We start from the raw sequence: 26,397 nt of genomic DNA, 5'->3' as shown, positions 1-26,397 counted from the left end.
AACCGATGTTGTATAGCTTTACCGAATAAAAATCAGACCTTCTGCTACCGGTATGTACATGTATTTAAATAGAATGACAGCAGCAAAAAGAACAGTACCCACAGGTCTGCCCTTTTTGCTATATATATCCTGCCTGTAACCAAGTAGAGCAGCTGACTGATGCTACGACAGGAAGAGTGGAGTAATCGTTTACTTTTACTGAACTGCGCTGGAAGCAGGATTTAGCACATGCTCGGACAGCGGCAGCCCCAGATCCCGGATGCCTTCAGCTACCAGCCCGGCAATCTGCATTGCTCCGTATTCCTGGAAGTGTGTATTATCTACAACTCCATTCGGAAAATACGGATACAGACCTGGTTGTACATGCAAGAAAATAGAAGTAGTTCCTTCTATGCCAACCGAATTGTAGTAGGCCACACTGCGGGCACTAAGATCCAGCAGCGGCGTCTGCGTCTCGGCAGCGACCTGCTTCATCGCTGCTACATATTCAGGGAAACTGACATTGAATTGACCGCTAGCATTATAGTCTCTTCTCGATACCGGAGTGACCAGAATTGGAGTTGCGCCTTTGCTGCGGGCGCCATGGATGTAGACTTTGAGGTAATTGTGATAATCCTGTACAGGCGTATATCGTTCCGGCTTGCGGTCGGCATCATTATGACCGAACTGGATCATTAGATAGTCTCCAGGCTGAATCTGACTGATAATCGTATCCAGTCGTCCCTGCTCGATAAAAGAACGGGAGCTTCTGCCACCGATCGCCTGATTGCTGACAGCAATAGAGTCATCCAGATACTGACCGATCATCTGTCCCCACCCTGCCTGCGGACGCTGCGCTTCGCGGTAAGTCTGTACCGTCGAATCGCCTGCCAGATAGATGGTCGGTAGATGAGTATAGACATCCTGGGTAACGGCTGGGGTAGTAAAATTGTTGGTTACGCCATGGGTAGCATCCTGCACGATCGTCGTCGATGGCGCAGCTGAAGCTCCTCCATAACCAAATAACGTTCCCAGACAAGTGATGATACTAAGCAGCATAAAAGGCATTCGACGCTGGATAGTTGCTTTGTTTCTCAATTGCATCCCTCTTTCTCATTTTATAAAAGCGCTTACATTAATATGATAATCATTACGTTTCAGACCGGATATGTAATAAACCGTGCTGTTTGTGCAATTATCAGAGGGAACGTAGATGGTATTTCCGCATGTTTATGAGGGTTATGATTATATGGTCGGTAAAAAAAAAGAAGAGGCTGGCTGTAAATGCCATCCTCTTCTTTTACTATATTATGCTGTATTCTTTTGAATTGACAAGGTTATCAAGCAGCATGTAGTTCATAACGTACATGTTTGCTGGAATGTATATATATTTAATAGTACATGTTACTTGGGAAGAATCTTGTAGAGATCGGGAGTAATGCTGTCTTTGTGCAAAACGCGGTATGCTCCAGTACCATCTTTGAATCTAAGCTTAAGCAAATAACTCTGTTTCTCCATTCTGCCTTCGGTTTCGCTTTGATTCAGCAATTTATCAATCTGGTCTTTATCGTTGATAATAACTTGCTTTGGAGTTCCGCGATACTTCTTGAACAATCCAGCATAGCCATTTATCATTTGTTCTCTTTCATCATCGTTGTACGGTACAATAACGACGGCAGAAAGATCTTCCACCTTAGTAACCAAGAGATCCCAGTATCCTTTTTGCTTCAGCCATTTTTCGGTTGGCTTAAATGCAGGGTTCCAGTTGTAATGATAGCTGTTACCATAATTAGATAAAGGCATAATATACGTTTGGATTACTAATGTATTTCCCCGAATGGGATTATTATTTGGATTTTTTACGGCAAGCTTTTCTTGTATGATTAGTCGCTTCAGTTGCTCAATTTCAGTAGAGTCAGTAACGGTCACTGTTCGCTTTTGCTTGTCTGGATTGGTAATTTTAAATTCGGTATTAGACTTTTCCAATCCTTTTAAATTATAAAATGATATTTTATAATCCTTGGATTGATAGACAGCCTGCAAATATGGATTATATTCTGAAGTACGAGGTACTGCATACGATCGGAATAATGTATTTCCGTTTTTTAGAATATAACCTATTTCTATCATTTCATTATTCTTATAGTAATCATTATCATGCTTGCCGCCACTTTCAGGCTTATTAACCGCTATTTGAGAATGTAAATTAATAATACTGCGGATGTAATCAGGATTAGAAGCAAGCATATCTTGGTTCAGTTCTTTATATGTTTTCCCGTTCTCATTGTATACAGGCAGAACATTTGAAATGCTTCCACCAGCATATACAAATTCCACTTCATTAGGCGCTGGTACTCTTTTTTCATAACCATTAAGAGGGGAGACTGGAATATACAATAGTAACAAAGTTATAAAACCATAGATTAATAGTCTAGTCCACAATCTGTTTTCAAAAATATACCAGGTTTTGCGCAGTATCATTTCTGCTGCAAGATAGCCAAGCAATCCACCAACAATGTAGCCTGCAATATCCCACTTTTCAAAGAAAATAACAAAATATATTCCGACTGTTAACGCACTGCATAACATGATGCCCAAACGGAACAATGGATTAAAGTAGCGAAATACAATCGATTGAGTTGCTTTCTCCGTTGGACGCAGCTTATATAGCAGATAACTAAGAGCAATAAGCAGGACAGAGATTCCTAAGTAAATCCAGCCTTCCAACTGACTAAACCCTTCTATACTTACACTCATTACTCTTTCCAAGGGAGACCAGCTCGTCATATAGGTATTAAATGCATCATCCTTCCAGTACCCGTATAAATATCTTTCAAAATATTTACTGTACAGAAAGGACAAGCCTGAAGGAAGCAACAGCAATATAAAAGTAACGATGATTTGTAAAATGGACTGGCCGATACACATTCCCACAAACATTGTAAAAGTAAAGAAGAATAAACTTATGACTGTCAAAGATACTGCCCAGTCGATTACTTGATCACCCGTAAAAACAACATAGTCTAGATTTCCAGCCATCGACCCACTAATAAGCGCGGCAATCCATATCGGTACAATGAGCATGGCAAGCCCGGCTACCAGTGGTACAGTCAGCAGATGTTCGCGGCGTACAGGCAGACTATGGAACATTTCGACTGCTCGTTTTGACTGTATGTATCTCATCAAGAAAATGGCTATTAATATGGACATGGAAAAAGTAAACAGAATAGCGATTTCTCCATCTTCTTGAAACATATAATCCAGTACACGAGCATCTCTCCGATATTCATAAGTCGAATTTGTGGACAGCAGCAGCATTGGTCCGGAGAAGATCATCGCCAGCAAATAAATAATTCCGATCCATCCGCTCTGGCGCCAGGCATGCATCCATAATCCCCGGTTAAAGAAGTAGTGGTTGAACGTCATAACCGGCATCCCCCATTTCGTATATAAATATCTCTTCCAGTGTCATTGGCAATACGTCGAATACATAGGGTTGGTACGCCTGAATCACCTCGGTAATCCGTTCGACCGTACCTTTGATAATATAGGTCCCTACGCTGCCTCGTTCTTCCTTGTGCAGAATCTCCAGCAGTCCGGAGATTGCCTGTTCATGCCTTGGATCGCGGAAAGCGATCTGGATTTTATGGCTGGCGGCTTTCAGATCGTCGAGTTCTTTTTCGATCAATAGACGTCCCTGATGCATAATTCCTACATGGTCACACATATCTTCGATTTCACGCAGGTTATGTGAAGAGATGATAACGGTCAATTCGCGGTCTGCTACTTCCTGGAACAGCAAATTTTTGACCTGTCTGCGCATGACCGGATCAAGCCCGTCGATCGGCTCATCCAGAATAAGTACATCGGGCTTGCAGCTGAGTGCCAGCCATAACGATGCTTGCCGCTGCATGCCTTTGGACAGACGATGCAGCTTGCGCTTGAGCGGAATTGTTTTGAATGCCTGCGCGAGCTGCTGGAAACGCTGCTCATCCCAGTTGGGATACATCGCACGATAAAATACAGCCATCTGCTTAATCGATGTCTGTGCAAAAAAGTAAGGCTGATCTGCCAGAAAAATCATTCGCTGCTTGCTCCCGGGATGCTCATAGATCGGCTGTCCTTCCAGCAGTACCTGTCCTCGATCTGCCCGGTAAATACCTGCTACCGTCTTGAGCAGTGTCGTCTTGCCGGCACCATTGGAGCCGAGCAATCCGAAGATGGAGCCTTTATGTACGGTTAGTGATACATCGTCCACTGCCCGTTCGCCTTCAAAAATCTTGGTCAGCTGCTTAATCTCAATCACTGCTCTTCCCCCTCTCTTGTTCTTCCATGGTCTGTTGATACAGCTTTTCAATGTCTGATTTGGTAAAGCCGAGATAGATCGCTTCGGCAAACAGCTTGAGCAGCCGTTCCTTCATCTCTGCCAGCTGCGCCGCACCCGGCTGCTGCTGAGATGGAGCGACAAAGCTTCCCTTACCCGCCTGGGAGTAAATATACCCTTCTCTTTCCAGCTCCCGGTACGCTTTCTGGATGGTATTGGGATTGACGGTCAACTGTGCCGACAATGTGCGTACCGAAGGTAGCTGCTCATCCGGCTTGAGAATGCCATACAGAATCATTTCCTTAATTTTGTCCATCAGCTGCTCATAAATGGGCTTGCGACTGCGTACATCCAGTTCAAACATGTGGTTCCTCCCTTCACTGTATTAACTGTACTACTATTATTAATACAGTTTAGTGTAATTGTCAATGACTGGGATTTGATTTTTATTGGAATGGGATGAAATGAGATGAGCTATATAGCAAGAGAAAGCTGGATTTGTAGAGAAATTGGATGTGTGGAGTGACTTTATTTTTGAAAAGATTAAGAGGTGGTTTGAAGGTCAATCCGCTACGCAAAGAGATTCTACCGCTTCCTCCGGTTAAGAAAGGAGATCCTGAATGACCGATGTTATCGGTCGATCTCCCTTCTTAAATGTCGGGCGCTGGCAGAATTCTCTTTTCTCCGCTCTGTGTTTGAAGGAAATATGATCGGGGATACAGAAATACAAAATACGAGAAATTAGTTACGAAATACCAGATAACTTATCAAAAAGAACAGTCTATCCATTTATCGCTCTTCAGATTTCCTTTGAAATGTCACTACCATGATGCAACAGCACATAGCGAAGGGAAGGAACTTCTGCCATAGACCGACATTTAAGAATGGATATTGTCCGCTGCAAGCGGTCATTCCAAATATCCATTCTTAACCGGAGGTCGCCGGTAGAATTCCTTCCCGTAGCGCTGTACGCACCCCAACCCGAATGCGATCCACATCTATATCTATATCTATATCTATATCTATATCTACCTACGTACCCACCTGCCAAATTTACTATTTTCATGTGCAAACAAAGGAGAATACATCATGTCCATTCAAATGATCACCAAAGAACAAGCCTGGAAACTCCGCCATGAAGTCATGTGGCCAGATCGGGAACTGGATTATATAAAATTAAAAGATGACGAGATGGGCCAGCATTATGGTTTGTTTGTCAGTGACCAGCTGGTATCTGTTATTTCTCTATTTATCGAGAACAATGAAGCTCAATTCCGTAAATTTGCTACACTTGCTGGACAGCAGGGACAGGGTTATGGCAGTCAGCTGCTCTCGTATACCATACAGCAGGCCAAGCAAGCCGGTGTACAGCGGATTTATTGTAATGCGCGCACAGAAAAGACCGGATTCTATAGCAAATTCGGTCTTCTTCCTACCGGCGATTCTTTTGTTCGCGGCGGCAAAAGCTATGTGATTATGGAACGCGTCTATGCCGCTTCTTCCAGCACTTCACATCATGATTCCAGCAGTGAAGCATAGCCTTCCAGCTGCTGCTCCAGCTCGGCAAAACGGATAAATCGTGCTGCCCTGTATACTTCCTTGCCTTCATAGAACAGTATGAGTACCGGTGAAGTAAAGATTAGATACTCGGAAGCCAGCTCTGGTGCATCTTCTACATAGATGTAGGCACCAGCAATCTGTGGGTAATCTTCCAACAGTCGTGCAGTCTGGGGCTGGACAGCTTCACAGACACTACAGTTATGCATTTTAAGCAAAAGCAGCTGCAGGCGTTTGCTTTGAATCTCTTCTCTCACCTGCTCTACGCTGTTTAACGATTTCATTGCTTGTCGATCCCCTTTCCAAACTGCCCTAGAAAATAGCAAACACGATGCCTTGACCTTTGCTGGCTGCATCCAGATACAGATCAAAGACCTGATTTAGATACGGCATCAGATAGTCTTCCACGATCTCCTCGTACGTATCATTTTCATTGATCGCAAAGAAAAAGATCATCATCGCATTGTCTTCCACATCGTCCGGGCTTTGCTGAGTACTGGCTTTCCAGCGGTCAAAATCGATACGCTGCTCCAGCGCTTCCCGCTGACGTACGACCGGAATCGATTCAGCCATCTGGGCGACCTGATGCGGCGGCAGATAGAAAGTACCAAATTCGGTCAATTGGCTGTCGATCTTATACTGATCCTGTACCGGCACAAATGGAATATCCGGAAACATATCCGCGATCAGACTCCATGTTTTATCGATATCCAGGTCGGGCCGACTGGGGTCCCCAGCCAGAACAGTCTGCAAATTATCTTTTTCTACATAATAGATTCCTGTCATTCCCATGCTTATTGCCTCCTCTAAATAATAGTATTGTCCCTATTTTATACGCTTCTGAGAGCGATTACAAAACGAAGATAATTTATATGTATATGCATGTATAGTTATTATTTACATGCTATTCACACGGAAATTTGTGTGATAACAATTTATAAATTTCTGTGTGCATCATTCTTCTAAATAGATCATACTTCATGTGTATGTGTATGCGTTATATTTCATACGTAAGAAGGCTGCCTTGTCTGCAAATTACGCAGCAAGACAGCCTTCTCTTATCCCCTTTTGAACACTTACGATGCTTCACATCCGTTATTTTATCTCTCTCTATCTGTATGGTATGCTCGGCAATTTTTATCTTTTCTCTATAGCTAACCTTTTAATCTCTACAGGTCTATCTGTATCTGTATCTGTATCTGTATCTGTATCTGTATCTGTATAAAATATAAGCCAGTTTTTTGTATATCGTCTCTATTTTAGATTAAAAATCGAATTTGAAGTCCTCATCAGTCAGACGCTCTACATTCATTGCGCGTACATAACCGTTTCCTTTTTTGGAGAAAAAGTCATGCTGCTTGGTATGCGTGCTAATACCGTTGAAGACAATCGGGTTCACTTCTTCTTCCGGGAACAGCGGATCAAAGCCCAGGTTCATGAATGCTTTATTCGCATTGTAGCGCAGGAACACATTCACTTCGTCTGTCAGGCCGATCGCGTCGTAGATCTCGGCTGTATAGCCTTCTTCGTTCTCATGCAGATAACGGAACAGGCCTTCCAGTGTCTCGTACGCGTCTTTTTGCTCGTATTCGTCCAGCTCGTTGTAGATCTCCTGTGCCAGTACACCCACGTATACACCATGGATACTCTCGTCACGCAGGATCAGGTCAATGATCTCGCCGCTGCAAGTCATTTTGCCTTGGCCCGCCAGATACAGCGGATAGAAGAAGCCGCTATAGAACAGATAGCTCTCCAGCAGTACGGAAGCAGCCATTGCCAGGAACAGTTCTTTCGGAGAATTGATGTTGGTGTAGTACTGACGGATCGTCTCCGCTTTGGTCTGCAGACGCGGATGCTCTTCGACCCATTTGAAGATCTCGTCGATCTCTTCCGTTGAAGACAGCGTCGTGAAGATGCTGCTGTAAGACTTGGCATGAATCTGCTCCATCATTGCCATAAAGCCCAGTACCGCTTTGCGCTGCAAGCCGTCTACATGCTCCAGAATTTGTGGCATACCGACGCCACCCTGGATGGTATCCAGCAGGGTCAGTCCGCCGAGGACTTTCATATAGGTTTGACGTTCCAGATCGCTCAGCTGAATCCAGGACATTTTGTCATCGGACAGTGGAATCTCGTCATCGGTCCAGAATTGCATAATGTTCTGGTTCCAGAACATCAGGGAAAAATCGTCATCCGGACGGTTCCAGTTGACTGCTTTGATTGGCTCACTCATGTGTTGTGCCCCTTTCTCTTACCTGTCGTTATGTAGTGAAACAGTAGCTGTTTTTATCATAACAAGACTACAGTATGCAAGAAGAAGGGTGATACGCTTCTGTTGCATACTGCAAGGTAAAAATCCAATATTTATATTTATGCCAGTGGCGGATTAGATAATATTTATGTCATTTTACAAGTGGTACCCTTTTGAAATTACGATTCCGTACGTCCGTGCAGATGATCCCATTCCTGCCAAGACATAATCGGCAGATCGGGTCTTGGCTCATCGTCCAGCATCGCCAGATATTCAATAGAATGTCCATCCGGATCGTCAAAGTAAATCGAGACGGCAGGCATAAATGGAAATACCATTAGCTGCGCTGCATCTTCACCATGAAAGTTCTCTGTCGGTATTCCCAGACGAGACAGTTCTTCACGGGCAGATCTCAAATCATCCAGTTCTACACGAAAAGCAAAATGCTGACGCTGTACAAGTGGAGTCGGATAATTCTCGCGAATTCCCAGCATACTCACGCCGGGTGCGCCGACCCAGTAAAATCGGCTTTTGCGAGCCGTGTCTTCATGCAGGAGTGTAATGCCGGGCAGACGCTCATAAAAAGCAGCCGACCGCTCGACATCACTTACATTAATATGCGTTTCGAAAATGCCTTTAATCATTGCGTTCATCCTTTACTTTGTTCAAGCGGCGGATAGCTTTATGAATCAAGCAGATCAAATCGTATATAAAATAGCTATTATACGGAGCAGCTGATGCACTCTTCGACTGTCAGACGCTTGGTACGAGTGTAATACAGGGATTTCAGACCTTTGTGTGCTGCATACAGATAGTAACGAGCCAGCTGACGAGTCGTAACGTCACTGCTTACGTGCAGGACCGTAGAGATCCCTTGATCGACGTGCTGCTGAATCTCGGCGATCAGATCCAGTACTTTGAATTGATCCATAGTATAAGCGGATTTGTAGTAGAAATAGTTATCCTGCTGCATGTACGGCATTGGATAGTATGTGGTCGAGTTCGCATACGTACGTGTCTCGATCTGTTCTACAATCGGCATTACGCTGGATGTAGCATTCTGGATATAGGAAATGCTTGCTGTCGGCGCAATCGCCAGACGGTAGGCATGGTACAGACCATTTTTCATTACATCGGCTTTGAGGTTCTGCCAGTCTGCCGGCGTCGGGATGTACATGCTGCCAAACAGTTCTTGTACACGTGGCTTGGACGGACGGTAGTCGGTCGCCAGATAACGGTCAAAGTACACACCACTTGCATAGTCGGATTTATCAAAGTCCATAAATGTTTTGCCAGTCTCGCGGGCGATCTCCATGCTCTTCTCCAGGGAGTAGAAGTTCATCATCATAAAGAACGTACGTACGAAGTCGATTGCATCTTCGCTCTCGTAGGCGATTTTGTTTTTGGACAGATAGCCGTGCAGGTTCATAACGCCCAGACCTACAGAATGCATCTCGCGGTTGGCTTTGGCTACACCCGGTGCATTGGCGATATTGGTCATATCGCTGACAGAAGTCAGACCCATGATGCCTTCATGCACGGATTCGCGGATTTTGCCCAGTTCCATAACGTTTACGATATTCAGGGAACCGAGGTTACAGCTGATATCGCGGCGGATAATATCATCTACACCGTAGTCCATAATTTCAGTCGTTTCCTGCAGTTGGAAGATCTCTGTGCACAGGTTGGACATTTTCACCGATCCGATGCCGTTCAGGGCATGGAATTTGTTGGCGTTACTTTTGTTCATAATATAAGGATAGCCGGATTCCAGCTGAGTGCTGGCAATCTTGGTCAGCATATCGCGTGCGCTCATGATTGCTTTTTTCTTGACACGGTCGTCTGCCATCAGCGTATCGTACATTTCGTCGATGTTCATATCGTCGAGGTGCTTGCCGTATGCTTTGTATACGCTGTATGGAGCAAATACATGCAGCAGCTCGTTATCCGCTGCCAGCTTGTAGAAGCGGTTCGGCACGATCAGACCGATCGACAGTGTTTTCAGGCGAGTACGCTCGTCCGCATTGATTTTCTTGCTGTCCAGGAACTCCAGGATATCCCAGCCGAAGATGTTGTAGTATGCTGCGCCGGAGCCTTTACGTTGACCCATTTGGTCGGCATAGGAGAAAGCATCCTCCATCAGTTTCAGAACAGGCATGATGCCTTTGGCTGCGCCTTCGACGCCTTTGATTGGCTCGCCGCGTCCACGAAGCTTGGACAGGTTAACCGCTACACCGCCGCCGATTTTGGACAGCTGCATGCAGGTATTCAGTACATAGTTGATTGAGTTCAGGGAATCATCCATTTCCAGCAGGAAACAGGATACCATCTCTCCACGGCGACTCTTGCCGGCATTCAGGAATGTCGGTGTAGCCGGCTGCAGACGCTGTTCCATCATGGAACGTGCCAGCGTCTTGGCATTGTCGGCATTACCGCGTCCGAGATGCAGTGCTACAACGGCTACACGATCCGGATAGTGCTCCAGGTACTTCGCACGGTCATTTGTTTTTACCGCGTAGTCCTTGTAGAACTTGGAAGCTGCCATATAGGAAGGGAACTGGAAGTTATAGCTATGTGTAATCGCATATACTTCCTCCACATCCTGTGCAGTGTAATGCTGGTACATGTCCTCATAGTAATCATTGTCGATCATATAACGTACTTTGGACGATGTGTCCGCGAAATGGATACTCTTCTCATCCACTTCCTTCATGTATTCCTGTACTGCTTCTTTATCTTTATCCAAACGGAAAAATCCGTTATCATCACGCTGCATCAATAGGTTGTTCAATTCAATATGCCGCAATTTTCTCTACCTCCTGTACGAATCGTTGTGCGTCTCCTGTAGTGCCGGATAGTTCAAATTTATATACGACCGGAACGCCATAGCGCTCCGATATCAAATCTGCACTCTTGCCGAAGTTCTCGCCCCAGTTACGGTTGCCGCTGGCTGCTACGCCAAGCAGACGGCCATGGTTTTTTTCCAGAAAATGAGTCACCTTCTCAGGAACCTGACCGAAGCCGGTTGTGTAGGTGACTAATACGAATGGTTCATTCAGCTGCAGCGCCTCTTCAATCTGTACGGCCTGCACCGATGCATTTTTCAATTTTCCGATAAACCGTTTGACATTGCCTGTCTTGGAATCATATGCAATCAGCATGTGGGATGACATCTCCTTCTCACTCAATATATAGTGTCGATGACAGTTCTTTATAAATAAAGAACTGTCATCGACATACGCGTTTCCGAAGCAACAAAGCACTGAAAAGCCTTGCTGCTCCAGCTTAATTTCTCTTAACAAGCATTACCCATATACCGCACGTTAAAACATTCCGTAACGCAATATGTAGGAGCTGTTCTAAACTTTAAACGCTATATATAGTGTTGTCAATAGGACCAACCAGCGAGAAAGCAGCATCCAAAATAGCCGTAAAAAGCAGATAACAAGTAAAATCTCCATGTATTCCGGCTTATTTGAACGCTACCTATCTGGTGAAAACTATTCAAAAAAATAATTCACTTGACACACTATATCTAGTGTGTTTTTTCAAACCATCTTTACTATCATTTCCAGATTATGAAATGAAGTTAGACAGTCATCACGATAGACACTCAAGTTTAAAATTTTACTGCTTTCAACATGAAAAAGCAAATGAAACTTATATAAAAATATAGATTTTTTTGACCTGTCATTTGTAGCGCTCCATGATAGCGGTTTATCCTGGAAGGCAGTCTGTCCGTTGGTCAGAGACACTCATTTTTTTCGCTGCATACGCTGCAGCAGACGAATCAAGTCATTGCGATTTTTGGCCTCTTTCATATACTTGGGCAGCCGGTAGGAAGCTGTGCGTACATGGCTGGAATTCGGCCTTTCGCGTAAATTTGCCGAAATATAGTCGATTAGATAGGTAAGATGCTCGCGGTTAACCGCCCAGACCATCTTGCCGCGATAATAATCAAGGAAATACAATTCCTGATCAAAAAAGGGATCGCGTCCATTACGTATGTCCGATCCATTCCAGACGGAACTTTCTCGTTTGTGGAGCTCTACGATATTATCCGTATGGCATGCCGGACAAATAATATGTACATGTTTTTGGGTAAATTGACGTTCATCTTTGACCGATTCGTTGAACCAGCATTCGCAGGCCGTGCAGATCGCTGCAGCAGAATACGTATAATCCGGCTCCATCGGCTTCCGGTAAAAGCAGGAATGACAAAAAAGCTCGATATTCTCTTTATTGGAATCGGCTCCGATATAAGCAGCACTTTGACATTTGGGACACTTCACCACGATACTGCCCTTTCGGGCCAGTACATAAGGAACAGAGTACGGCTCAAACAAAGGATCGACAAAACGTTTCATCAATTGCTCCTCCTTTTTTGGGAAATCTCATTTCATGATAGATCTTGATTCTCAAGTATAACTTTCTCTTTCTGCAGCAACAACCGCATTGGAAGTCCGGACGATTTGAAGAGAACCCTATCCAACTGAAAAATGCACATGCTTTCCTGAGAAATACACATGCTTTTCGATTGAATTCAATTCCATATATTGTAATAATTAATAACGAAACTGAAAGCGTATACAAAAATAAGGAGGTTGTTTATGAAGAATTCAGTCTTCAAGTATGTATTGCTCGCTGTTCTAATTATGGTGTGCGGGTTATCGCCCCTGTCCACATCCTCTGTCTCTGCTGCTGCACCTTCGGTCGGTTCCATACCGGCTTCCTCTATCCCTGCGCCTTCCGGCAAGGGCGTGATGACGTTCAAAGTTATGAATGCCACCAATGGAGCCTATCCGGATAATCGCGTCTACTGGGGCATCCTGGGCATTAATCCGGAGACCAAGCAGTGGAGTTACCTGACCAGCACGGGTCAGCTACAGCCGATCTCCGCAGCACTGAATGATGCTCCAGGGCATCTGACCAAGAACGGCGTGAATTATGCCAATATCTACAGCACGATCAGCCAAGCCGAATGGGTAAGCTTGCCGAAGATGGATTCCGGACGCATGTTTATCTGTGTGGGCTCGCCATGCTACATCAAAACGTTCAATGATGGATTCGCCGGACCGGATATCAATAATCCGACCGATCCGAATCTGGATGTTTATTTTGACTTTGTGGAATTTACAGTAGATAACACCGGTTACCATGGCAATACGACCCGTGTTGATGGATTCGGATTCCCGCTGCAGCATCGTCTGGTCAACCGTGCCGGCAATTATGACCGTACGGTGGGTGAACTGGAGTCCGAGACACGGGCGAGTATATTTAGCAAATATCGCAGTGAAGTACCTGCAGCTTTCAAAGGATTGGCTGATGTGCAGGCACCCTACCGAATCGTAGCACCGATCCATGGCTCGTTCAAAGCTGGCGGTGCAAATGCCAATTACTTTGGCAGCTATGGCGGCGGCTATAACACGCAGGAGATTCTGCTATGCAACGGCAGACTGCAGGAATCGCCGGGTATCTGTTCTGCAATCAACCGTCATGTATATGAGAATCAGGCAAATTGGAATAATGTATCTGCCTATTACCAGGCTGCACCTGCCAACTATTATGCCAAGTTCTGGCATGATCACAGTATCGGCCGTCTTGCCTATGGATTCGCCTATGATGATTATAATCAACAGGCTGCCTACCTCGAAGTAGGTGATCCGAAAGGATTGATTGTACGGGTAGGCTGGTAATCACTGAATTCTTTTCAGCAACGATTCGATACAATTGATCTGCTCGTGAAATCAGAACATCCTGATTCCAAAACAAAAGCCTTGCCGCCTGCAGAATCTCTCCGCGGGCGGCAGGGCTTTTTATTATTCCGATCTATTCAGCAGCAGCGCATCATTCTACATTAATCAAGCTTTAACCACGTTTTATTTACGACCCGGTGTATAAAAGTTCGGCTGAGGTACCCGCGACCAGTCCATATCGGAAGCCAGATAGAAGCTCGTATAGCTCGGCTGATTATACGCCGTGTTCTGACGTGCGATTCCCGTACGGTACTGGGTATCATGCATCAGGGTGTACAGCTTGTGGTTGGTCACTTCTGTACTGAGATAGATGCGGATCGCCGAGCTGTCTGCTGTGCGCAGTAGCAGTTCTTCACGCCAGTCTCCGAAAATGTCCGCGACCAGCGACGGATTGCCTTTGGTACCGTTATTCGTCAGTGTACCATTAGCTACGAGTACCGGTCCCTTTTGCCAGTTCTGGATACTTGGCGTTACTTCCAGTGCACCGTCTACGACCTGGGTCGTCATATCGGCGCTCCATTTGATATTCATATTCGTACCCGGTGCGCTGCGGCCAATCAGCTCACCACTGGCTGTACGCAGATCGGTCGCCCATGCTTCGAGACCCGGGCGGGTTGGATCGATATCGCCGACCATGCCGCGACCGGTATCCTTGCCGGTATAAGCGCCGAACAGTACTTTGCCGGTCGCTGCATCACGCATTGCATAACCATATGGTGCATACGTTCCGCCTTCATGAACCATATAGATCTCCATGCCCGGATGCGAGGGGTCCAGATCGGAGACATGCAGTGCATCGCCATGACCCAGCTTGGCGATCTGTCCAGGTATGGCACTGCCTGCCGGCATCACGTCTGTCGAGCTGTACAGCAGGCTGCCATCATTGTCTACCGTGCCGGAGCCATAAACGATCTCATCTTTGCCGTCACCATCCACGTCCGCTGCGGTCAACGAGTGAGCACCCTGTCCAGCCAGCGGTCCCAGATCCGGATCGGTACCGTCACGACCATGCGGTCCATCATTGAACGGGTTGCTCATAATTGCCCAGCCGCTATCGGCTGTCCAGTCCTTGCCAATTTTCTTGCCATCCCAGTTATAAGAGACAAGTGCTGCACGGGTATAATAACCGCGTGCAAATACAGCAGACGGGGTCTTGCCGTTCACATAAGCAACGGTCGCGAGGAAACGGTCTACCCGGTTGCCCGGCTCAATCCGGGCCATCGCATAATCGCCCCACATCAGTCCATCATCTGTGCGCTCCGGTTCGTAACGAACCGTATCTTCTTCCTTGCCGCTGCGTCCTTCGAATACGGTCATGTATTCCGGACCCTTCACGATAAAGCCTTCAAAATCACGCAGATTATTCCGCGTACTGCGGGCAGGAGCATAGACATCCATAAAGTAATCGGTTAGCGCTTTGGCATCTTGGAGGGACAATGGATACTGATACTTGGGTGCGATACTAAAGCATTCTTCCAGTGTCTTCGGCCAATGACCATTCTTCACTTCGGGATGCTCGCTCCAGTTCTGGAACATCTGCACCACATGATCATAATAATCCGCACTGCTCATCCGGTAGTCATCACTATTGGAGTATCCGGCTTGACGATCTTCCTTGGGAAGGGAAATGTACTGCTCGGAGACGACATTGCCGCGCTTGCCATAACGGGTGATCTTGGTTCCAGGAGCAGTCTTCATCATCAGCTCGGCTTTGCCATTTCCGTCAAAGTCATATACAAGGAACTGGGTGTAATGTGCTCCCGAGCGGATATTTACGCCCAGATCTATCCGGTAGAGCAGGGTTCCATCGAGTCGGTACGCATCAATGTACGTATTGCCGGTGTATCCTTTTTGGGAAACATCCTTGGCATTGGACGGATACCATTTGACGAAGTATTCATACTCTCCGTCACCATCTACATCACCCACACTCATATCGTTGGCTGAATACGTGTAAGCTTCGCCTGCCGGAGTCACGCCATCCGCCGGCTTCTGCAGAGGCAGATCATAATAGGTATCATTCCATACTGTTGCCGGTGGGCTCCACTTTTGCTTATTCGGTCGGCTCAGACTCGCAGCACTGATGCCATAGTCGGCAGCATACTGCTTCAGCAGGGCAGAGTCTTCATCGGTCTGTGCACGATATGTAGCCGCATCTCCGCCCTGATCTGCACTTGACTGCTGCAAAGCTTCTTGCTGGTAGACATCATCACTTACCTGATCTGCGGTAGCGTCTGTTGTCAGCGAAGCACTGTTATTACTGCCGGAACCCCGTGCAGACAGAGGCAGCACACGATAGCTATCTTTGACAGAACCCTGGCGATCCAGATAATTGGTACTGTCTTTTATAACGGTGACGAACTTGCCGTTGCGATACAAAGCAAAATCCGTACCGATCAGTCCTGTTTTGGAATAACCACTGACTTCATTGCCGAGCAGACGCCAGCTGATAAATATGCCATCGCCGGTCTTGGCTGCGACTAATCCACGATCCAGACTCTCCAGTTGCACTCCTCGCTGCGAATGACTGCTACCCTGCACGTTCACCGGATCGGCGGCGGATAATCCACCCGTCGGAAGCACCAGTGCAATACCAAGTGCTACTGCCAGTGTCTTCACTGCCCATGAATGCTGCCGTTCTCTCATACGTTATTCACTCTCCTAAAATAGTAGTGGCCGATATGATAACGCTTACAAATTTTCCTGTGATTAATGTTCTCGGCTGCTGCATAGGATTCTTTTTTACTTACAAGTTTTTATGCCGTTCTCATACATGTTTTCATGCACTTTTGATAGGTCGCATGTATTGAATCGATGTGTAGAGATTGTTACTGATACGTGATGTCTCTGCATTTTGTTTGCCTGTGAGAACTTGAGCTTGTTTGCGGAGCGATCTCCTCCCTTGCTTGTGGATTGCGCTTGCGTACGAACCTGCGTCCTGTCAGGCAAGTGTTCTGGCTTATTCCTGCAGGTTGTTTCTATTATAAAATTGTGCGGGTACAGACGCTGTTCACAAATCCGGTTTATCTGTGTAAATAACAGAGCCTTTATTAACCAGCTATCCTGATTACTCTGCAAACTGTCAAAGTGATGGGAGTATAAAAACCCCTTAGTCCTCTAATATGTAATATTAATTAACATATAAGTTATATTTATGCATGATTTAATCGGATTTAATTATATTTATTTACAAACAATCTCAAAATATCTCTGCAAATCCTGCCTCACCCTCTAAGATAACGTTAAATCAGAGAATAATCAGATTAGACTTACTGACATGATAGTGAGAATATCCAAAAAAGGGGCGGATATGATGGAGAACAAGGTGCACGGAGGAAGAATTTTCTCATTGGGACTGCAGCATGTACTGGCGATGTACGCCGGAGCAATTCTGGTGCCGCTGCTCGTTGGACGAGCTCTTAATCTGACGGGAGAGCAGCTGTCCTATCTGGTAGCTATCGATCTGCTCACCTGCGGAATCGCTACGCTGCTGCAGGCATGGAAAACCCGTTATCTGGGGATCGGATTGCCTGTGATGCTGGGCAGCTCCTTTGTCGCTATTACGCCGATGATTGGTATCGGTAACCAGTATGGTCTGGGCGCGATCTACGGTGCGATTATCGCAGCGGGTCTGTTTGTAGCCGTTTTTGCCGGATGGTTTGGCAAAATGATCAAATTGTTCCCGCCGGTCGTGACGGGTACAGTCGTTGTAGTTATCGGTCTCTCTCTAATCCCTACCGGTATCAAAAATATGGCAGGCGGCGCGACCAGTCCCGAATTCGGCAGTCTGAACAATCTGCTGCTTTCCTTTGGCGTACTGGCACTTATTCTGGTGATTAATCGATTCTTCACCGGATTTATGCGCTCACTGTCGGTATTGATCGGGATTGTAGCCGGTACGATAGCCGCTGCCCTGATGGGCAAAGTAAACCTGGCAGCGGTCAGCGAAGCGTCCTGGTTCCATCTGCCGCAGTTTTTTGCCTTTGGCATGCCGGAGTTCCGGATTGCTCCGATTCTGACGATGATTATCGTATGTATGGTCATTATCGTTGAATCGACCGGCGTGTTTCTCGCTCTCGGACGTGTCTGTGATCAGAAACTCACTCCACAGGACATGACCCGTGGCTATCGTACAGAAGGTATTGCGATTGTGCTGGGCGGACTGTTCAACGCTTTTCCATATAATACATTTGCCCAGAATGTAGGTCTGGTCGAGCTGTCCCAGGTCAAAACGCGCAATGTGATCGTAATGGCTTCCGGTATTCTGGTGGTACTCGGTCTGGTGCCCAAGATTGCAGCACTGGCTACGGTCATCCCAGCGGCTGTGCTTGGTGGCGCTACCGTTGTACTGTTCGGTATGGTCGTCGCTTCCGGTATCCGTATGCTCACCGAAGTAAATTTTCAGGAGCAGCGCAATCTACTCATTGTCGCCTGCTCGATTTCGCTGGGCATCGGCGCTACGGTTGTGCCGGAGCTGTTCGCTGGTCTGCCTTCGGCGCTCCGCATTATTGTCAGCGATGGTACGATTACCGGCAGTCTGTCGGCGATACTGCTGAATCTGTTTTTACAGGCACCTTCCCGTCGTGGCCGTCAGGCAACTGCTGCAAAGACCATCGAACCGGTAGAGACAACCGTCATTCGGGAACAGATATCCGGCTAATCCGATATGGAGCTATTAGAGGTACGCCGGATAGGGGACCAGGTAGATTGTCCAGTCGTTCTATCCGCGTGTTAGGATCAATCACCGAATCAATTCGCGCAATAACGGGACAAGCATACTCTCTACTTGTTATAATGGAAATATATGTGGGTATTCTGCGGAATACCCTCTTCGTATGACAAATATAGAGTAGTGGATAGGAGCTGCCCATGTCTGAACAGAGCATTATTTTCTTCGATATTGACGGAACCCTGCTGGATCATAACAAAGAAATTCCCGCTTCCACCAAAAAGGCTATCTTCGATCTGCGTGAACGTGGACACGAAGTAGCAATTGCTACCGGACGCGCGCCTTTTATGTTTGAAGATATTCGCAAAGAGCTGGAGATCGACACCTATGTCAGCTATAACGGACAGTATGTGGTGCTGCGCGGTGAAGTCATTTACACCAATCCGCTTAACCCGGATGCACTCAAGACGCTGACCGAACGCGCGATCGAAAAAGAAAATCCGATCGTCTATATGGACGCGGATGATATGCATTCCAATGTACCGGAAGAGCATGAATATATTACGACCAGTATCAAAACATTGCAGGTTGGCAAATTCCCAAGCTTTGACCCTGCGTATTACCAGAATCGGGAGATTTACCAGTGCCTGCTGTTCTGCCTAGAAGGTGCGGAGCAGCAGTATGAAGCGGATTTCAAAGACTTTGACTTTATCCGCTGGCATCCGATGTCGGTCGATGTACTGCCTGCCGGCGGTTCCAAAGCCAACGGCATTTCCAAAATCACCGACAAGCTGGGATTCCCGAAGGAACGCCAGTATGCTTTTGGCGATGGACTGAACGATGTAGAAATGCTCAAGCAGATCTACAACAGCGTTGCTATGGGTAACGGTGAAGAGGAAGCCAAAGCAGCTGCCAGACATGTTACCAAAAATGTAGATGAAGATGGCATTCTGCATGGTCTGCAAATGGTTGGACTGCTGGATTAAGGGATTACGGCTACTCTCTATACCTCAAATCAGCAATGACAAATGAGACAGACAAAGCGGAGATCATTTATAAGTAATCTCTATACCGAAAAGCCACCGGATCGGGGTATCAACCCTGCAACCGGTGGCTTTTCTTCATTTTCTGTTTGGCATTATCAATCGTAATAAGAAGGTATGGTAACCGCAACAGTAGCAAAATATAAATTTCTCTTCTCATCTTCCCAATTTTCCGGCAGTACTTCGGCAAGAAATTCCGGAGAGTTAATGAGGGCTTCTGTCATAACAATAGGCCTCCACAAGGAAAGTCCAATTTCTTTGAAAAAGAAAGCATATCCCAGCTCAGCTTCCATATTATTTACAAATGATGTATCGATATTTATGTCCGGCTGCGGAACAGCAAATACACAAAATAAGGCACGCCAATAATCGAGATTACAATCCCTGCTGCCAGCTGAGCCGGCGCAAAGATCGTCTTGCCAATCAGATCACCGAGCACGACCATCAACATGCCGACCAGTCCGCTAATCGGCAGCAGCCGGGAATGGTGTAGTCCGACGAGCCGTCTGGCAATATGCGGAGCGATCAGACCGACAAAGCCGATGCCTCCCGATACAGATACGCAGGCTGCGACCAGCCCCACTGCAGCGAGGATCAATCGCTGACGCTGAGCAGTTAATGGCACGCCCAGACTGAGCGCCGTCTCGTCGTGCAGCTGCATCACGTCAAGCAGTGACGATTTGCGCCAGATATACGGAATCAGAATCAGCAGCCAAGGCAGCATGGCAGTAATATACTGCCAGTTGGCACTATGCAGACTCCCTGCCAACCAGACGGCTGCCGCTTCAAAATCATCCGGATTCATTTTCAGAGACAGATATAACGTGATGGCCGAGAATCCCGAACTTACCGCTATACCGACCAGAATCAGCTGCTGCGGCTCCAGACGTCCATTGCTCCGGGCAAACCAGAAAATCAGGATCACTGCCGCGACTCCTCCGCATAATCCAAACAGCGGCATCGCCATAAAAGCGAGCCAGCCGGTAAGCTCCAGTGAATGCTTGAAGATCAGCATAAACAGCACCACAGCCATACTCGCTCCGGCATTGATACCGAGCATTCCCGGATCGGCCAGACCGTTACGGGTAACGCCCTGAATAACCGCTCCTGCAATGCCAAGCCCCAGTCCGATCAATATCGCCAGCACGATTCGGGGCAATCGGAAATCAAAGATTACCAGATCATGTGCTGCTACCGGATTGATACGCAGCAGCGTCTTTACAATATCCCCGACCGACAAATCGAATGTACCATTGGTCAGACTGATATAAAATGTCGTCAGGATGAGCAGCAGCAGACCGCATACAACCAGCAGCAGACGCCGTATAGAATCAATTCTCATTGGTTTTCCCTCCTTTCCGGCGAATCAGGTAAAGGAAGAATGGGACACCGAACAAAGCGGTAATCACGCCAATCGGCGTCTCGAACGGAGCATTGACCCAGCGGCTCAAAATATCGCACCAACCGAGGAAAATCCCTCCAAACAGCGCACAGCATGGGATGACCCGGCGATAATCTGTTCCGACCAGATAACGGGTCATATGCGGCACCAGCAGACCGACAAAAGCAATCTTGCCTGCCAATGCTACAGACACGCCGGTCAGCAGCACCACAGCGAGCATGGATAATCCTTTGACCAGACCGGTTCGCTGACCCAGCCCCGCCGCGATCTCGTCACCCATGGATAGCACGGTAATCGAACGAGCCAATATCAACGCCAGCAGCAGCCCTACGATAGCAAATGGAATAATCATCCGAATCATTACCGGATCGATCTGATCCAGCCGGGCATTGTACCAGAAGCTCACCGATTGGGATACCTGAAAATACGTTGCAGCCGCTTCCGCCACTCCGCTCATAAATGTACCGATAATCGTACCTAGTATCGCCATCCGTACCGGTGATGTGCCGTTTGGCAGCAGCCAGGCCAGCCCGAATACAATACCGGCTCCTATCGCCGATCCGATCAGCGAATACACGATCATCGTCAGCGAAGAAGAACCCGGCAGCAGAATCATACACAGCGTAATCATCAATACCGAGCCATCCGAGACTCCCATAATCGACGGCGAAGCCAGATAGTTACGTGTCATGCCTTGCATCAATGCGCCCGAGACAGCCAGAAACGCCCCGATCAGTATCGTACCGATCGCACGCGGCAGCCGGGACTGCATAATGATCTGGTGATCGATTTGATTCGGATCAAAATGGAATAATGCCTGGATAATCGTCTGAGCATCCATATCCTTGGCACCATACAGGATAGAAATGGAAATAGTGAGCGCCACCAGAAGGGGAGCGCTCACTATCAGGATCAGCGGATACCATTTACGGATGCCGCTCATTATTGACTCAGTTCCTTCACAGCTGCTTGGAGGAATTGATCACGGCTCCATGCCGGACCGCCTTCGGACAGCGGATCAATGACATTGACATAGACATGTCCTTCCTGGAAAGCTTTCGTTTTGCTCAGGATTGGATTTTTCTTGAGATCTTCCAGTGCTCCCGGTGTATCTGGGTTCTCATCTGTAGAGAACTGGATAAACAGATAGTCCGGATTGATCTGAGCAAACTGCTCGATTGAAATTTCCTGCTGGGCTTTGGTCTGCTGGATAATATCCGGTACATTCAGACCCACATCTTCATACAGCGCAGCATTTACAAATACATTGGATGGATACACACAGACCGAGCCCTGACGGATACGGACAGCCAGTACGGTTTTGTCTTTCATTTTGTCCTTCAACTCGGCTTTGGCGGTGGCTACATCCTGCTGATAAGTAGTGATCGCGGTCTGGGCTTCTTTGGACTTGCCGGTCAGCTCACCCATCAGCTTCAGATTATCCTGCCAGTTATCGGAGATATGCGATACCTGAATCGTTGGGGCAATCTTGTTCAGCTGCTCTACAACGGGTGCGTCGAATTTGGTGGTACCGAGGATCACATCGGGCTTGAGAGACAGAATCGTCTCAAAGTTTGGCTCGGTCTTCTCCCCGATCGATTCCGCTTGGTCGGTGATCGAAGCGAATTTCTTCGGGAACTTGCCGCTATAGGTAATCGCACCAACCGGATGCACATTCAGCAGCAAGGCATCTTCCATCGCTTCCATGGAGCCAGTAATGACAATACGTTCTGCCGTTGCAGGAACTGTATACTGTTTGCCCAGATAAGTAATAGTACGCTGCTCTGCGGAACTATTCTCGCTGGTAGCTGTGCCGGCAGCTGATGTAGAGGTTGACTGGCTGCTGCCACAGGCAGATACGAGCAGAGTAGTGAGTAGCAGTATCATCAGGACAGACCATCTGCCCGTCTTGCGAGGTGTAGAGGAACTTGAATTCATTGGGTATATGCACTCCTTTTGGACGTTGATATCAATCAATGATAATGATTCTCAACAAGAAGCATAGTATGGATTGTCCGGCAGGAACATGGACAATATTCACAAAACTCATGGACGATTGTCTGTGAATACCTCCAATGCCTGCTGTGCCATCCGTTTGTAGGCTTCCGGTGAGCAGTCCCGCCATGGATCGGAGCTCAGGATATGAACATGTTCCTGTCTTACCGCCTGCATGGATTGCCAGCTCGGCTGTTGGATCAGTTCTTTCCAGTGCAGCAGGGTCTCGCTCTCCTGACAGATCAGCAGCAGTATCCGGTCTGCGTCGGCGCGGGTAATCTGTTCCAGTGTAAAAGGAAGATCTTCATGCTCTTCTTCATCATTCCCTGTTAATGAAAGCAGATTTAGCTGCAGATCCTCGCGCAGCATACGTCCTGCTTCGGTCAATCGGCAGGAATAGAAGTGACCTTTCCAGTAACGAACAAATAATACGGTTCCCGGTGAGCCCTGCTCAGCCAGTTGTCGCCGGATCTGTTCATTCTGCTCGTGGTAGCGATTCAGCCAGCGCTGTGCCTGCTGCTCTTCTCCCAGTAGCCTGGCCAACTGCAGCAGCTGATCCTGCCATTCTGTCGCCCGGGCATCCATATAGTGCACAGGAGCGATATTTTCCAGCAGCTGTTTCTCCTGCAAACTGATATGATTCGGTGCGATGATCAGCTCTGGCTGACAGCTGGTTAATATTCTGATATTTTCCCGCCATTGTGTATTGGCACGCTGTACTTTTAGATGTACCGGAATGTCTGCTGCATACTGGCGCTTGTCATGACCTGTCCATTTGGGATGCAGTGGTGCGGCGTAGGGAACAATGCCCATCGCCAGCAGATAACCGGTAACGACCGGATCATAGGAAGCAATCTTGCGCTGATGATTGCGTATGTAGGCAGATGGCGTAACGCCTGTCTCCTGCTTGAATTTGCGGCTAAAATAAAACTCGTCATTATAACCAATCTGATGCGCAATATCCCGCAATCGCAGCTCCGGATTGGTCATTAACCGACGGGCCTCTTCCATCCGCAGCCGGGTAATATAATGGATCACACTTTCCCCGTAATATTTCTTGAACAGGCTTACGTAGTAATTGCGGCTGATCCCTGCCATATCAGCTAATTGATCCAGGGTCAGGGGTTCGCGGTAATGCCGTCCAATGTAGGCGTATGTACGCTGCAGCTGGATATGAATATCGCCTTCGGCAGCCGATTCCTGCTCCTGCAGATCACAGAGTAGCTGAACGAACAGACTGCCTGCCCGTGCCCGGCTGCCGGATTTGCCTTCTGTCCATTGTTCGTGCAAGGATTCGCACAGAGGCAGCAGCCATGAACCGGATACATTGCAGGCGAAGTAGCTGTCGTTTTTTTCGTCTTGGGCGGATCGGTCCAGCCGCTGCAGCTCATCCTGCTGTTCCATATAACTGTCAAAGCGGATCAGCAGCAGACTGATCCCTTTGCAACCTGAAGAACGTAGACCGAGCGTGGTTCCTGGAGCCAGCCAGTGTACGCTCTGTGCCTGCACTTTACGCTTGCCCTGTTCATCGGTGAGAACTCCCTCTCCTTCCATGATCACGATCATTATATAGGTAGTTGTATACTGCTGAGGAAGATGAAATGCACTGCTGCGGCGAATTTTCTCCACGTCTCGCAGTCGAAATGACAGCTCATCCAGCTTGGCGAGAACAGACGGACGATAAATATGCTGATCTCTCTCTAATGAAGGAACCAAACGGGTATCCAGCATACGGTTCATCATACATTCCTCCTTGGGTTGGTATTTATTGATAGGGCATTTTATTTTTATGGTAAAGGTTCTATGGATCCCCAATATTATAGAGATGTGGTATGTCTGTTGATCAGGCGAAAATGGCTCTTATTTGATGGGTTCTTGTTTAACGGTTCTTTATCCGATTCTCCATTGATAATAATTCTCAATTAAGCATATGATCAATGTACCCTTTTCTCTCCGGCACGTCAATGGATACAGAAACTCAAGGTGATGATTATCCATGTTCTGCCGGAATATTGTTCATGGAAGAGGATGAAATGGTCTTTTATACTGGGGACTATGCTTATTTCGCTATATAACTGCCGGTAAAATATACAGACCATTCTGCGGCTGCTGAAGTTATACAGCAATCATCCATTCCTATGAACAGGAGGACTATTATTCAATGTCTGAACAACCTGCTTACTCTATCCATTCTTCGAATCATCCTATACATCCGGAAGTCAGACTGCGGGGAACCATGCAGTTCGATCTGCGCTCTGCTGAAGGCCGAGATTACCGGATCATGGTGTCTATTCCGGATCTGGAAGCCCCTACAGAAGGTCATCCAGTCGTCTATGCTTTGGACGGCCATGCTATTTTCTCTACCCTGCTGGAAGCCGAACGTGCCCAATGCCGCCGCAAGGAGAAGACCCGTGTAACTCCTTCTATTATCGTCGGCATCGGCTATCCGTCTGAACTGCCCACTTCCTCGGAGCGGCATTACGACTATACTCTACCTGTACCCGTCGATAATCTGCCACCTTCCCGTGATGGACTGCCCTGGCCGGAATATGGCGGAGCGGATCGCTTTTTGCGCTTTATTAATCAGGTACTGAAGCCCAAGGTTGAAAGTCTGCTGCCTGTTAATACGGATCATCAGACGCTGTTTGGGCATTCCTTTGGCGGATTATTTACGCTGCATGTGCTATTCAGCTCGCCGGAATCTTTTCGCAATTATGTCTCTATCAGTCCCTCATTGCACTGGGGACAGCCGCAAATTGCCGAAGAAGAGCAGCAGTTTGCCATGCGGCTTCAGGCCGAAGCTCGCGAGCATCATCTGCTGATTGCAGCGGGTGAACTGGAGAGCGATGCTCCGTTTCATATGCTGCAGAATGCCTGTGCCTTGGCTAAACGGCTGGCTCCGCTGCAGGCGTATGGGCTGGATGTACAATTCCGTGAATTTGCAGGTGAAAATCACGGTTCGGTGGTACCGACGGCGGTAAGCACGGCGCTTCGTACTGCGGCGTTGTAGGATTAATGGCTGCTGTTTGATGATAGCTTAGGCTCCATTGTAATGATTTTATTTACTTCGAGAAGGTATAAGAACGATTAGAGTGCTGAGTTCATTTGCTTTGGAAAGGAATAAGAGCGGTTAGTGTATCGACTTCATTCCCTTCGGAAAGGAATAAGAGCGGTTGGTGTGCTGACTTCATTCACTTCGGAAAGGAATAAGAGCACGTCCTCCGGTTAAGCCTGGAGATCCTTTATTGGTTGGAGTAAATGAGGATCTCCAGGCTTAAATGTCGTCCTTTGCTCTTATTTCCTTTCCTGCGTTATGTGCATGTAGCTTCTTTTCTTCTTCTCAACAGTTGATCTTTTATGTCAGTATGTACTTCTTTCCAGTTCTTATGACCAGACTTAAATAATGATTAATCACGCAACG

The 26,397-nt window shown here is 47.2% G+C and carries 22 protein-coding genes; 5 read left to right on the top strand and 17 right to left on the bottom strand.

From position 1 onward, the window contains the following. Positions 1-195 precede the first annotated feature (195 nt). The 4 genes from AR543_RS07290 to AR543_RS07275 form a co-directional block, all read right to left on the bottom strand. Entirely contained in the window at positions 196-1,083 is an 888-nt protein-coding gene (locus tag AR543_RS07290) for a rhamnogalacturonan acetylesterase (protein ID WP_227871854.1), read from the bottom strand. A 300-nt stretch (positions 1,084-1,383) separates the two neighbouring features. Then, positions 1,384-3,405 carry an ABC transporter permease gene (locus AR543_RS07285; protein WP_060533114.1) on the bottom strand — a complete coding sequence of 674 codons (2,022 nt, stop codon included), beginning with the start codon at positions 3,403-3,405 and terminating at the stop codon, positions 1,384-1,386. Beyond that, entirely contained in the window at positions 3,380-4,285 is a 906-nt protein-coding gene (locus AR543_RS07280; RefSeq protein WP_060533112.1) for an ABC transporter ATP-binding protein, read from the bottom strand. The genes AR543_RS07285 and AR543_RS07280 overlap by 26 nt, the downstream gene beginning before the upstream one ends. Then, positions 4,278-4,667 (bottom strand): GntR family transcriptional regulator, encoded by a 390-nt coding sequence (locus tag AR543_RS07275; RefSeq protein ID WP_060533110.1) that lies wholly within the window; start codon positions 4,665-4,667, stop codon positions 4,278-4,280. The genes AR543_RS07280 and AR543_RS07275 overlap by 8 nt, the downstream gene beginning before the upstream one ends. 725 nt (positions 4,668-5,392) lie before the next feature. Here AR543_RS07275 and AR543_RS07270 point away from each other — a divergent pair. Beyond that, positions 5,393-5,842, top strand: coding sequence for a GNAT family N-acetyltransferase (locus AR543_RS07270; RefSeq protein ID WP_174703732.1), 450 nt, complete (start codon positions 5,393-5,395; stop codon positions 5,840-5,842). On the opposite strand, the gene AR543_RS07265 is transcribed toward AR543_RS07270, so the two are convergent. The 7 genes from AR543_RS07265 to AR543_RS07235 form a co-directional block, all read right to left on the bottom strand. Continuing rightward, complete coding sequence (locus tag AR543_RS07265) at positions 5,818-6,144, bottom strand: thioredoxin family protein (RefSeq protein ID WP_060533108.1); 327 nt, start codon at positions 6,142-6,144, stop codon at positions 5,818-5,820. The two genes, AR543_RS07270 and AR543_RS07265, sit on opposite strands and share 25 nt — an antisense overlap. 28 nt (positions 6,145-6,172) lie before the next feature. Then, a complete protein-coding gene (locus tag AR543_RS07260; RefSeq protein ID WP_060533106.1) occupies positions 6,173-6,652 on the bottom strand; it encodes a hypothetical protein in 480 nt (159 codons plus the stop codon). A gap of 472 nt (positions 6,653-7,124) precedes the next feature. Beyond that, the gene (gene nrdF / locus AR543_RS07255; protein ID WP_060533104.1) at positions 7,125-8,093 is read right to left on the bottom strand and encodes a class 1b ribonucleoside-diphosphate reductase subunit beta; all 969 of its coding nucleotides are present in this window, start codon (positions 8,091-8,093) and stop codon (positions 7,125-7,127) included. Between the two features lie 197 nt (positions 8,094-8,290). After that, a complete protein-coding gene (locus AR543_RS07250; protein ID WP_060533102.1) occupies positions 8,291-8,755 on the bottom strand; it encodes a VOC family protein in 465 nt (154 codons plus the stop codon). A gap of 77 nt (positions 8,756-8,832) precedes the next feature. Further along, entirely contained in the window at positions 8,833-10,917 is a 2,085-nt protein-coding gene (gene nrdE, locus AR543_RS07245) for a class 1b ribonucleoside-diphosphate reductase subunit alpha (RefSeq protein WP_060533100.1), read from the bottom strand. Then, complete coding sequence (gene nrdI, locus AR543_RS07240) at positions 10,904-11,272, bottom strand: class Ib ribonucleoside-diphosphate reductase assembly flavoprotein NrdI (protein ID WP_017811601.1); 369 nt, start codon at positions 11,270-11,272, stop codon at positions 10,904-10,906. Before nrdI ends, nrdE begins: the two co-directional genes overlap by 14 nt. Before the next feature lie 594 nt (positions 11,273-11,866). Continuing rightward, positions 11,867-12,478, bottom strand: coding sequence for a hypothetical protein (locus AR543_RS07235; RefSeq protein WP_060533099.1), 612 nt, complete (start codon positions 12,476-12,478; stop codon positions 11,867-11,869). 243 nt (positions 12,479-12,721) lie between these two features. Here AR543_RS07235 and AR543_RS07230 point away from each other — a divergent pair, with 243 nt between their 5' ends. After that, positions 12,722-13,807 carry a glycoside hydrolase family 64 protein gene (locus tag AR543_RS07230; protein ID WP_060533097.1) on the top strand — a complete coding sequence of 362 codons (1,086 nt, stop codon included), beginning with the start codon at positions 12,722-12,724 and terminating at the stop codon, positions 13,805-13,807. Positions 13,808-13,990: 183 nt separating this feature from the next. Here AR543_RS07230 and AR543_RS07225 read toward each other — a convergent pair whose 3' ends face one another. Then, positions 13,991-16,513: a rhamnogalacturonan lyase gene (locus tag AR543_RS07225; protein WP_060533095.1), complete on the bottom strand. Its 2,523-nt coding sequence runs from the start codon at positions 16,511-16,513 to the stop codon at positions 13,991-13,993. Positions 16,514-17,180: 667 nt separating this feature from the next. On the opposite strand from AR543_RS07225, the gene AR543_RS07220 reads away from it, so the two are divergent. Further along, a complete protein-coding gene (locus tag AR543_RS07220; protein WP_060533094.1) occupies positions 17,181-18,527 on the top strand; it encodes a nucleobase:cation symporter-2 family protein in 1,347 nt (448 codons plus the stop codon). A 209-nt stretch (positions 18,528-18,736) separates the two neighbouring features. Continuing rightward, a complete protein-coding gene (locus tag AR543_RS07215; RefSeq protein WP_060533092.1) occupies positions 18,737-19,522 on the top strand; it encodes a Cof-type HAD-IIB family hydrolase in 786 nt (261 codons plus the stop codon). A 155-nt stretch (positions 19,523-19,677) separates the two neighbouring features. Here the strand turns inward: AR543_RS07215 and AR543_RS24225 are convergent, their stop codons facing one another. The 5 genes from AR543_RS24225 to AR543_RS07195 form a co-directional block, all read right to left on the bottom strand. Beyond that, positions 19,678-19,872, bottom strand: a complete 195-nt coding sequence (locus tag AR543_RS24225) for a hypothetical protein (RefSeq protein WP_158523940.1) — start codon at positions 19,870-19,872, stop codon at positions 19,678-19,680. A gap of 26 nt (positions 19,873-19,898) precedes the next feature. Next, positions 19,899-20,921, bottom strand: coding sequence for a FecCD family ABC transporter permease (locus AR543_RS07210; RefSeq protein ID WP_060533090.1), 1,023 nt, complete (start codon positions 20,919-20,921; stop codon positions 19,899-19,901). Next, the gene (locus tag AR543_RS07205) at positions 20,911-21,924 is read right to left on the bottom strand and encodes a FecCD family ABC transporter permease (RefSeq protein WP_060533088.1); all 1,014 of its coding nucleotides are present in this window, start codon (positions 21,922-21,924) and stop codon (positions 20,911-20,913) included. Before AR543_RS07205 ends, AR543_RS07210 begins: the two co-directional genes overlap by 11 nt. Then, the gene (locus AR543_RS07200; RefSeq protein WP_174703731.1) at positions 21,924-22,919 is read right to left on the bottom strand and encodes an ABC transporter substrate-binding protein; all 996 of its coding nucleotides are present in this window, start codon (positions 22,917-22,919) and stop codon (positions 21,924-21,926) included. The genes AR543_RS07205 and AR543_RS07200 overlap by 1 nt, the downstream gene beginning before the upstream one ends. Before the next feature lie 108 nt (positions 22,920-23,027). After that, positions 23,028-24,719: an AraC family transcriptional regulator gene (locus AR543_RS07195; RefSeq protein ID WP_082472152.1), complete on the bottom strand. Its 1,692-nt coding sequence runs from the start codon at positions 24,717-24,719 to the stop codon at positions 23,028-23,030. A gap of 418 nt (positions 24,720-25,137) precedes the next feature. Here AR543_RS07195 and AR543_RS07190 point away from each other — a divergent pair, with 418 nt between their 5' ends. After that, the gene (locus AR543_RS07190; RefSeq protein WP_060533084.1) at positions 25,138-25,986 is read left to right on the top strand and encodes an alpha/beta hydrolase; all 849 of its coding nucleotides are present in this window, start codon (positions 25,138-25,140) and stop codon (positions 25,984-25,986) included. Positions 25,987-26,397: the final 411 nt, after the last annotated feature.

The sequence above is a fragment of the Paenibacillus bovis genome, from assembly GCF_001421015.2.
Taxonomy (GTDB): Bacteria; Bacillota; Bacilli; order Paenibacillales; family Paenibacillaceae; genus Saccharibacillus; species Saccharibacillus bovis.
This window is presented reverse-complemented; position numbering and strand designations above follow the sequence as displayed.

Excerpts from the sequence above, each read along its gene's own strand:
- AR543_RS07290 (WP_227871854.1), bottom strand. The coding sequence starts at position 1,083 with ATGCAATTGAGAAACAAAGCAACTATCCAGCGTCGAATGCCTTTTATG.
- AR543_RS07285 (WP_060533114.1), bottom strand. The coding sequence starts at position 3,405 with ATGACGTTCAACCACTACTTCTTTAACCGGGGATTATGGATGCATGCC.
- AR543_RS07275 (WP_060533110.1), bottom strand. The coding sequence starts at position 4,667 with ATGTTTGAACTGGATGTACGCAGTCGCAAGCCCATTTATGAGCAGCTG.
- AR543_RS07270 (WP_174703732.1), top strand. The coding sequence starts at position 5,393 with ATGTCCATTCAAATGATCACCAAAGAACAAGCCTGGAAACTCCGCCAT.
- AR543_RS07265 (WP_060533108.1), bottom strand. The coding sequence starts at position 6,144 with ATGAAATCGTTAAACAGCGTAGAGCAGGTGAGAGAAGAGATTCAAAGC.
- AR543_RS07260 (WP_060533106.1), bottom strand. The coding sequence starts at position 6,652 with ATGGGAATGACAGGAATCTATTATGTAGAAAAAGATAATTTGCAGACT.
- nrdF (WP_060533104.1), bottom strand. The coding sequence starts at position 8,093 with ATGAGTGAGCCAATCAAAGCAGTCAACTGGAACCGTCCGGATGACGAT.
- AR543_RS07250 (WP_060533102.1), bottom strand. The coding sequence starts at position 8,755 with ATGATTAAAGGCATTTTCGAAACGCATATTAATGTAAGTGATGTCGAG.
- nrdI (WP_017811601.1), bottom strand. The coding sequence starts at position 11,272 with ATGCTGATTGCATATGATTCCAAGACAGGCAATGTCAAACGGTTTATC.
- AR543_RS07235 (WP_060533099.1), bottom strand. The coding sequence starts at position 12,478 with ATGAAACGTTTTGTCGATCCTTTGTTTGAGCCGTACTCTGTTCCTTAT.
- AR543_RS07230 (WP_060533097.1), top strand. The coding sequence starts at position 12,722 with ATGAAGAATTCAGTCTTCAAGTATGTATTGCTCGCTGTTCTAATTATG.
- AR543_RS07225 (WP_060533095.1), bottom strand. The coding sequence starts at position 16,513 with ATGAGAGAACGGCAGCATTCATGGGCAGTGAAGACACTGGCAGTAGCA.
- AR543_RS07220 (WP_060533094.1), top strand. The coding sequence starts at position 17,181 with ATGGAGAACAAGGTGCACGGAGGAAGAATTTTCTCATTGGGACTGCAG.
- AR543_RS07215 (WP_060533092.1), top strand. The coding sequence starts at position 18,737 with ATGTCTGAACAGAGCATTATTTTCTTCGATATTGACGGAACCCTGCTG.
- AR543_RS24225 (WP_158523940.1), bottom strand. The coding sequence starts at position 19,872 with ATGGAAGCTGAGCTGGGATATGCTTTCTTTTTCAAAGAAATTGGACTT.
- AR543_RS07210 (WP_060533090.1), bottom strand. The coding sequence starts at position 20,921 with ATGAGAATTGATTCTATACGGCGTCTGCTGCTGGTTGTATGCGGTCTG.
- AR543_RS07205 (WP_060533088.1), bottom strand. The coding sequence starts at position 21,924 with ATGAGCGGCATCCGTAAATGGTATCCGCTGATCCTGATAGTGAGCGCT.
- AR543_RS07200 (WP_174703731.1), bottom strand. The coding sequence starts at position 22,919 with ATGAATTCAAGTTCCTCTACACCTCGCAAGACGGGCAGATGGTCTGTC.
- AR543_RS07195 (WP_082472152.1), bottom strand. The coding sequence starts at position 24,719 with ATGATGAACCGTATGCTGGATACCCGTTTGGTTCCTTCATTAGAGAGA.
- AR543_RS07190 (WP_060533084.1), top strand. The coding sequence starts at position 25,138 with ATGTCTGAACAACCTGCTTACTCTATCCATTCTTCGAATCATCCTATA.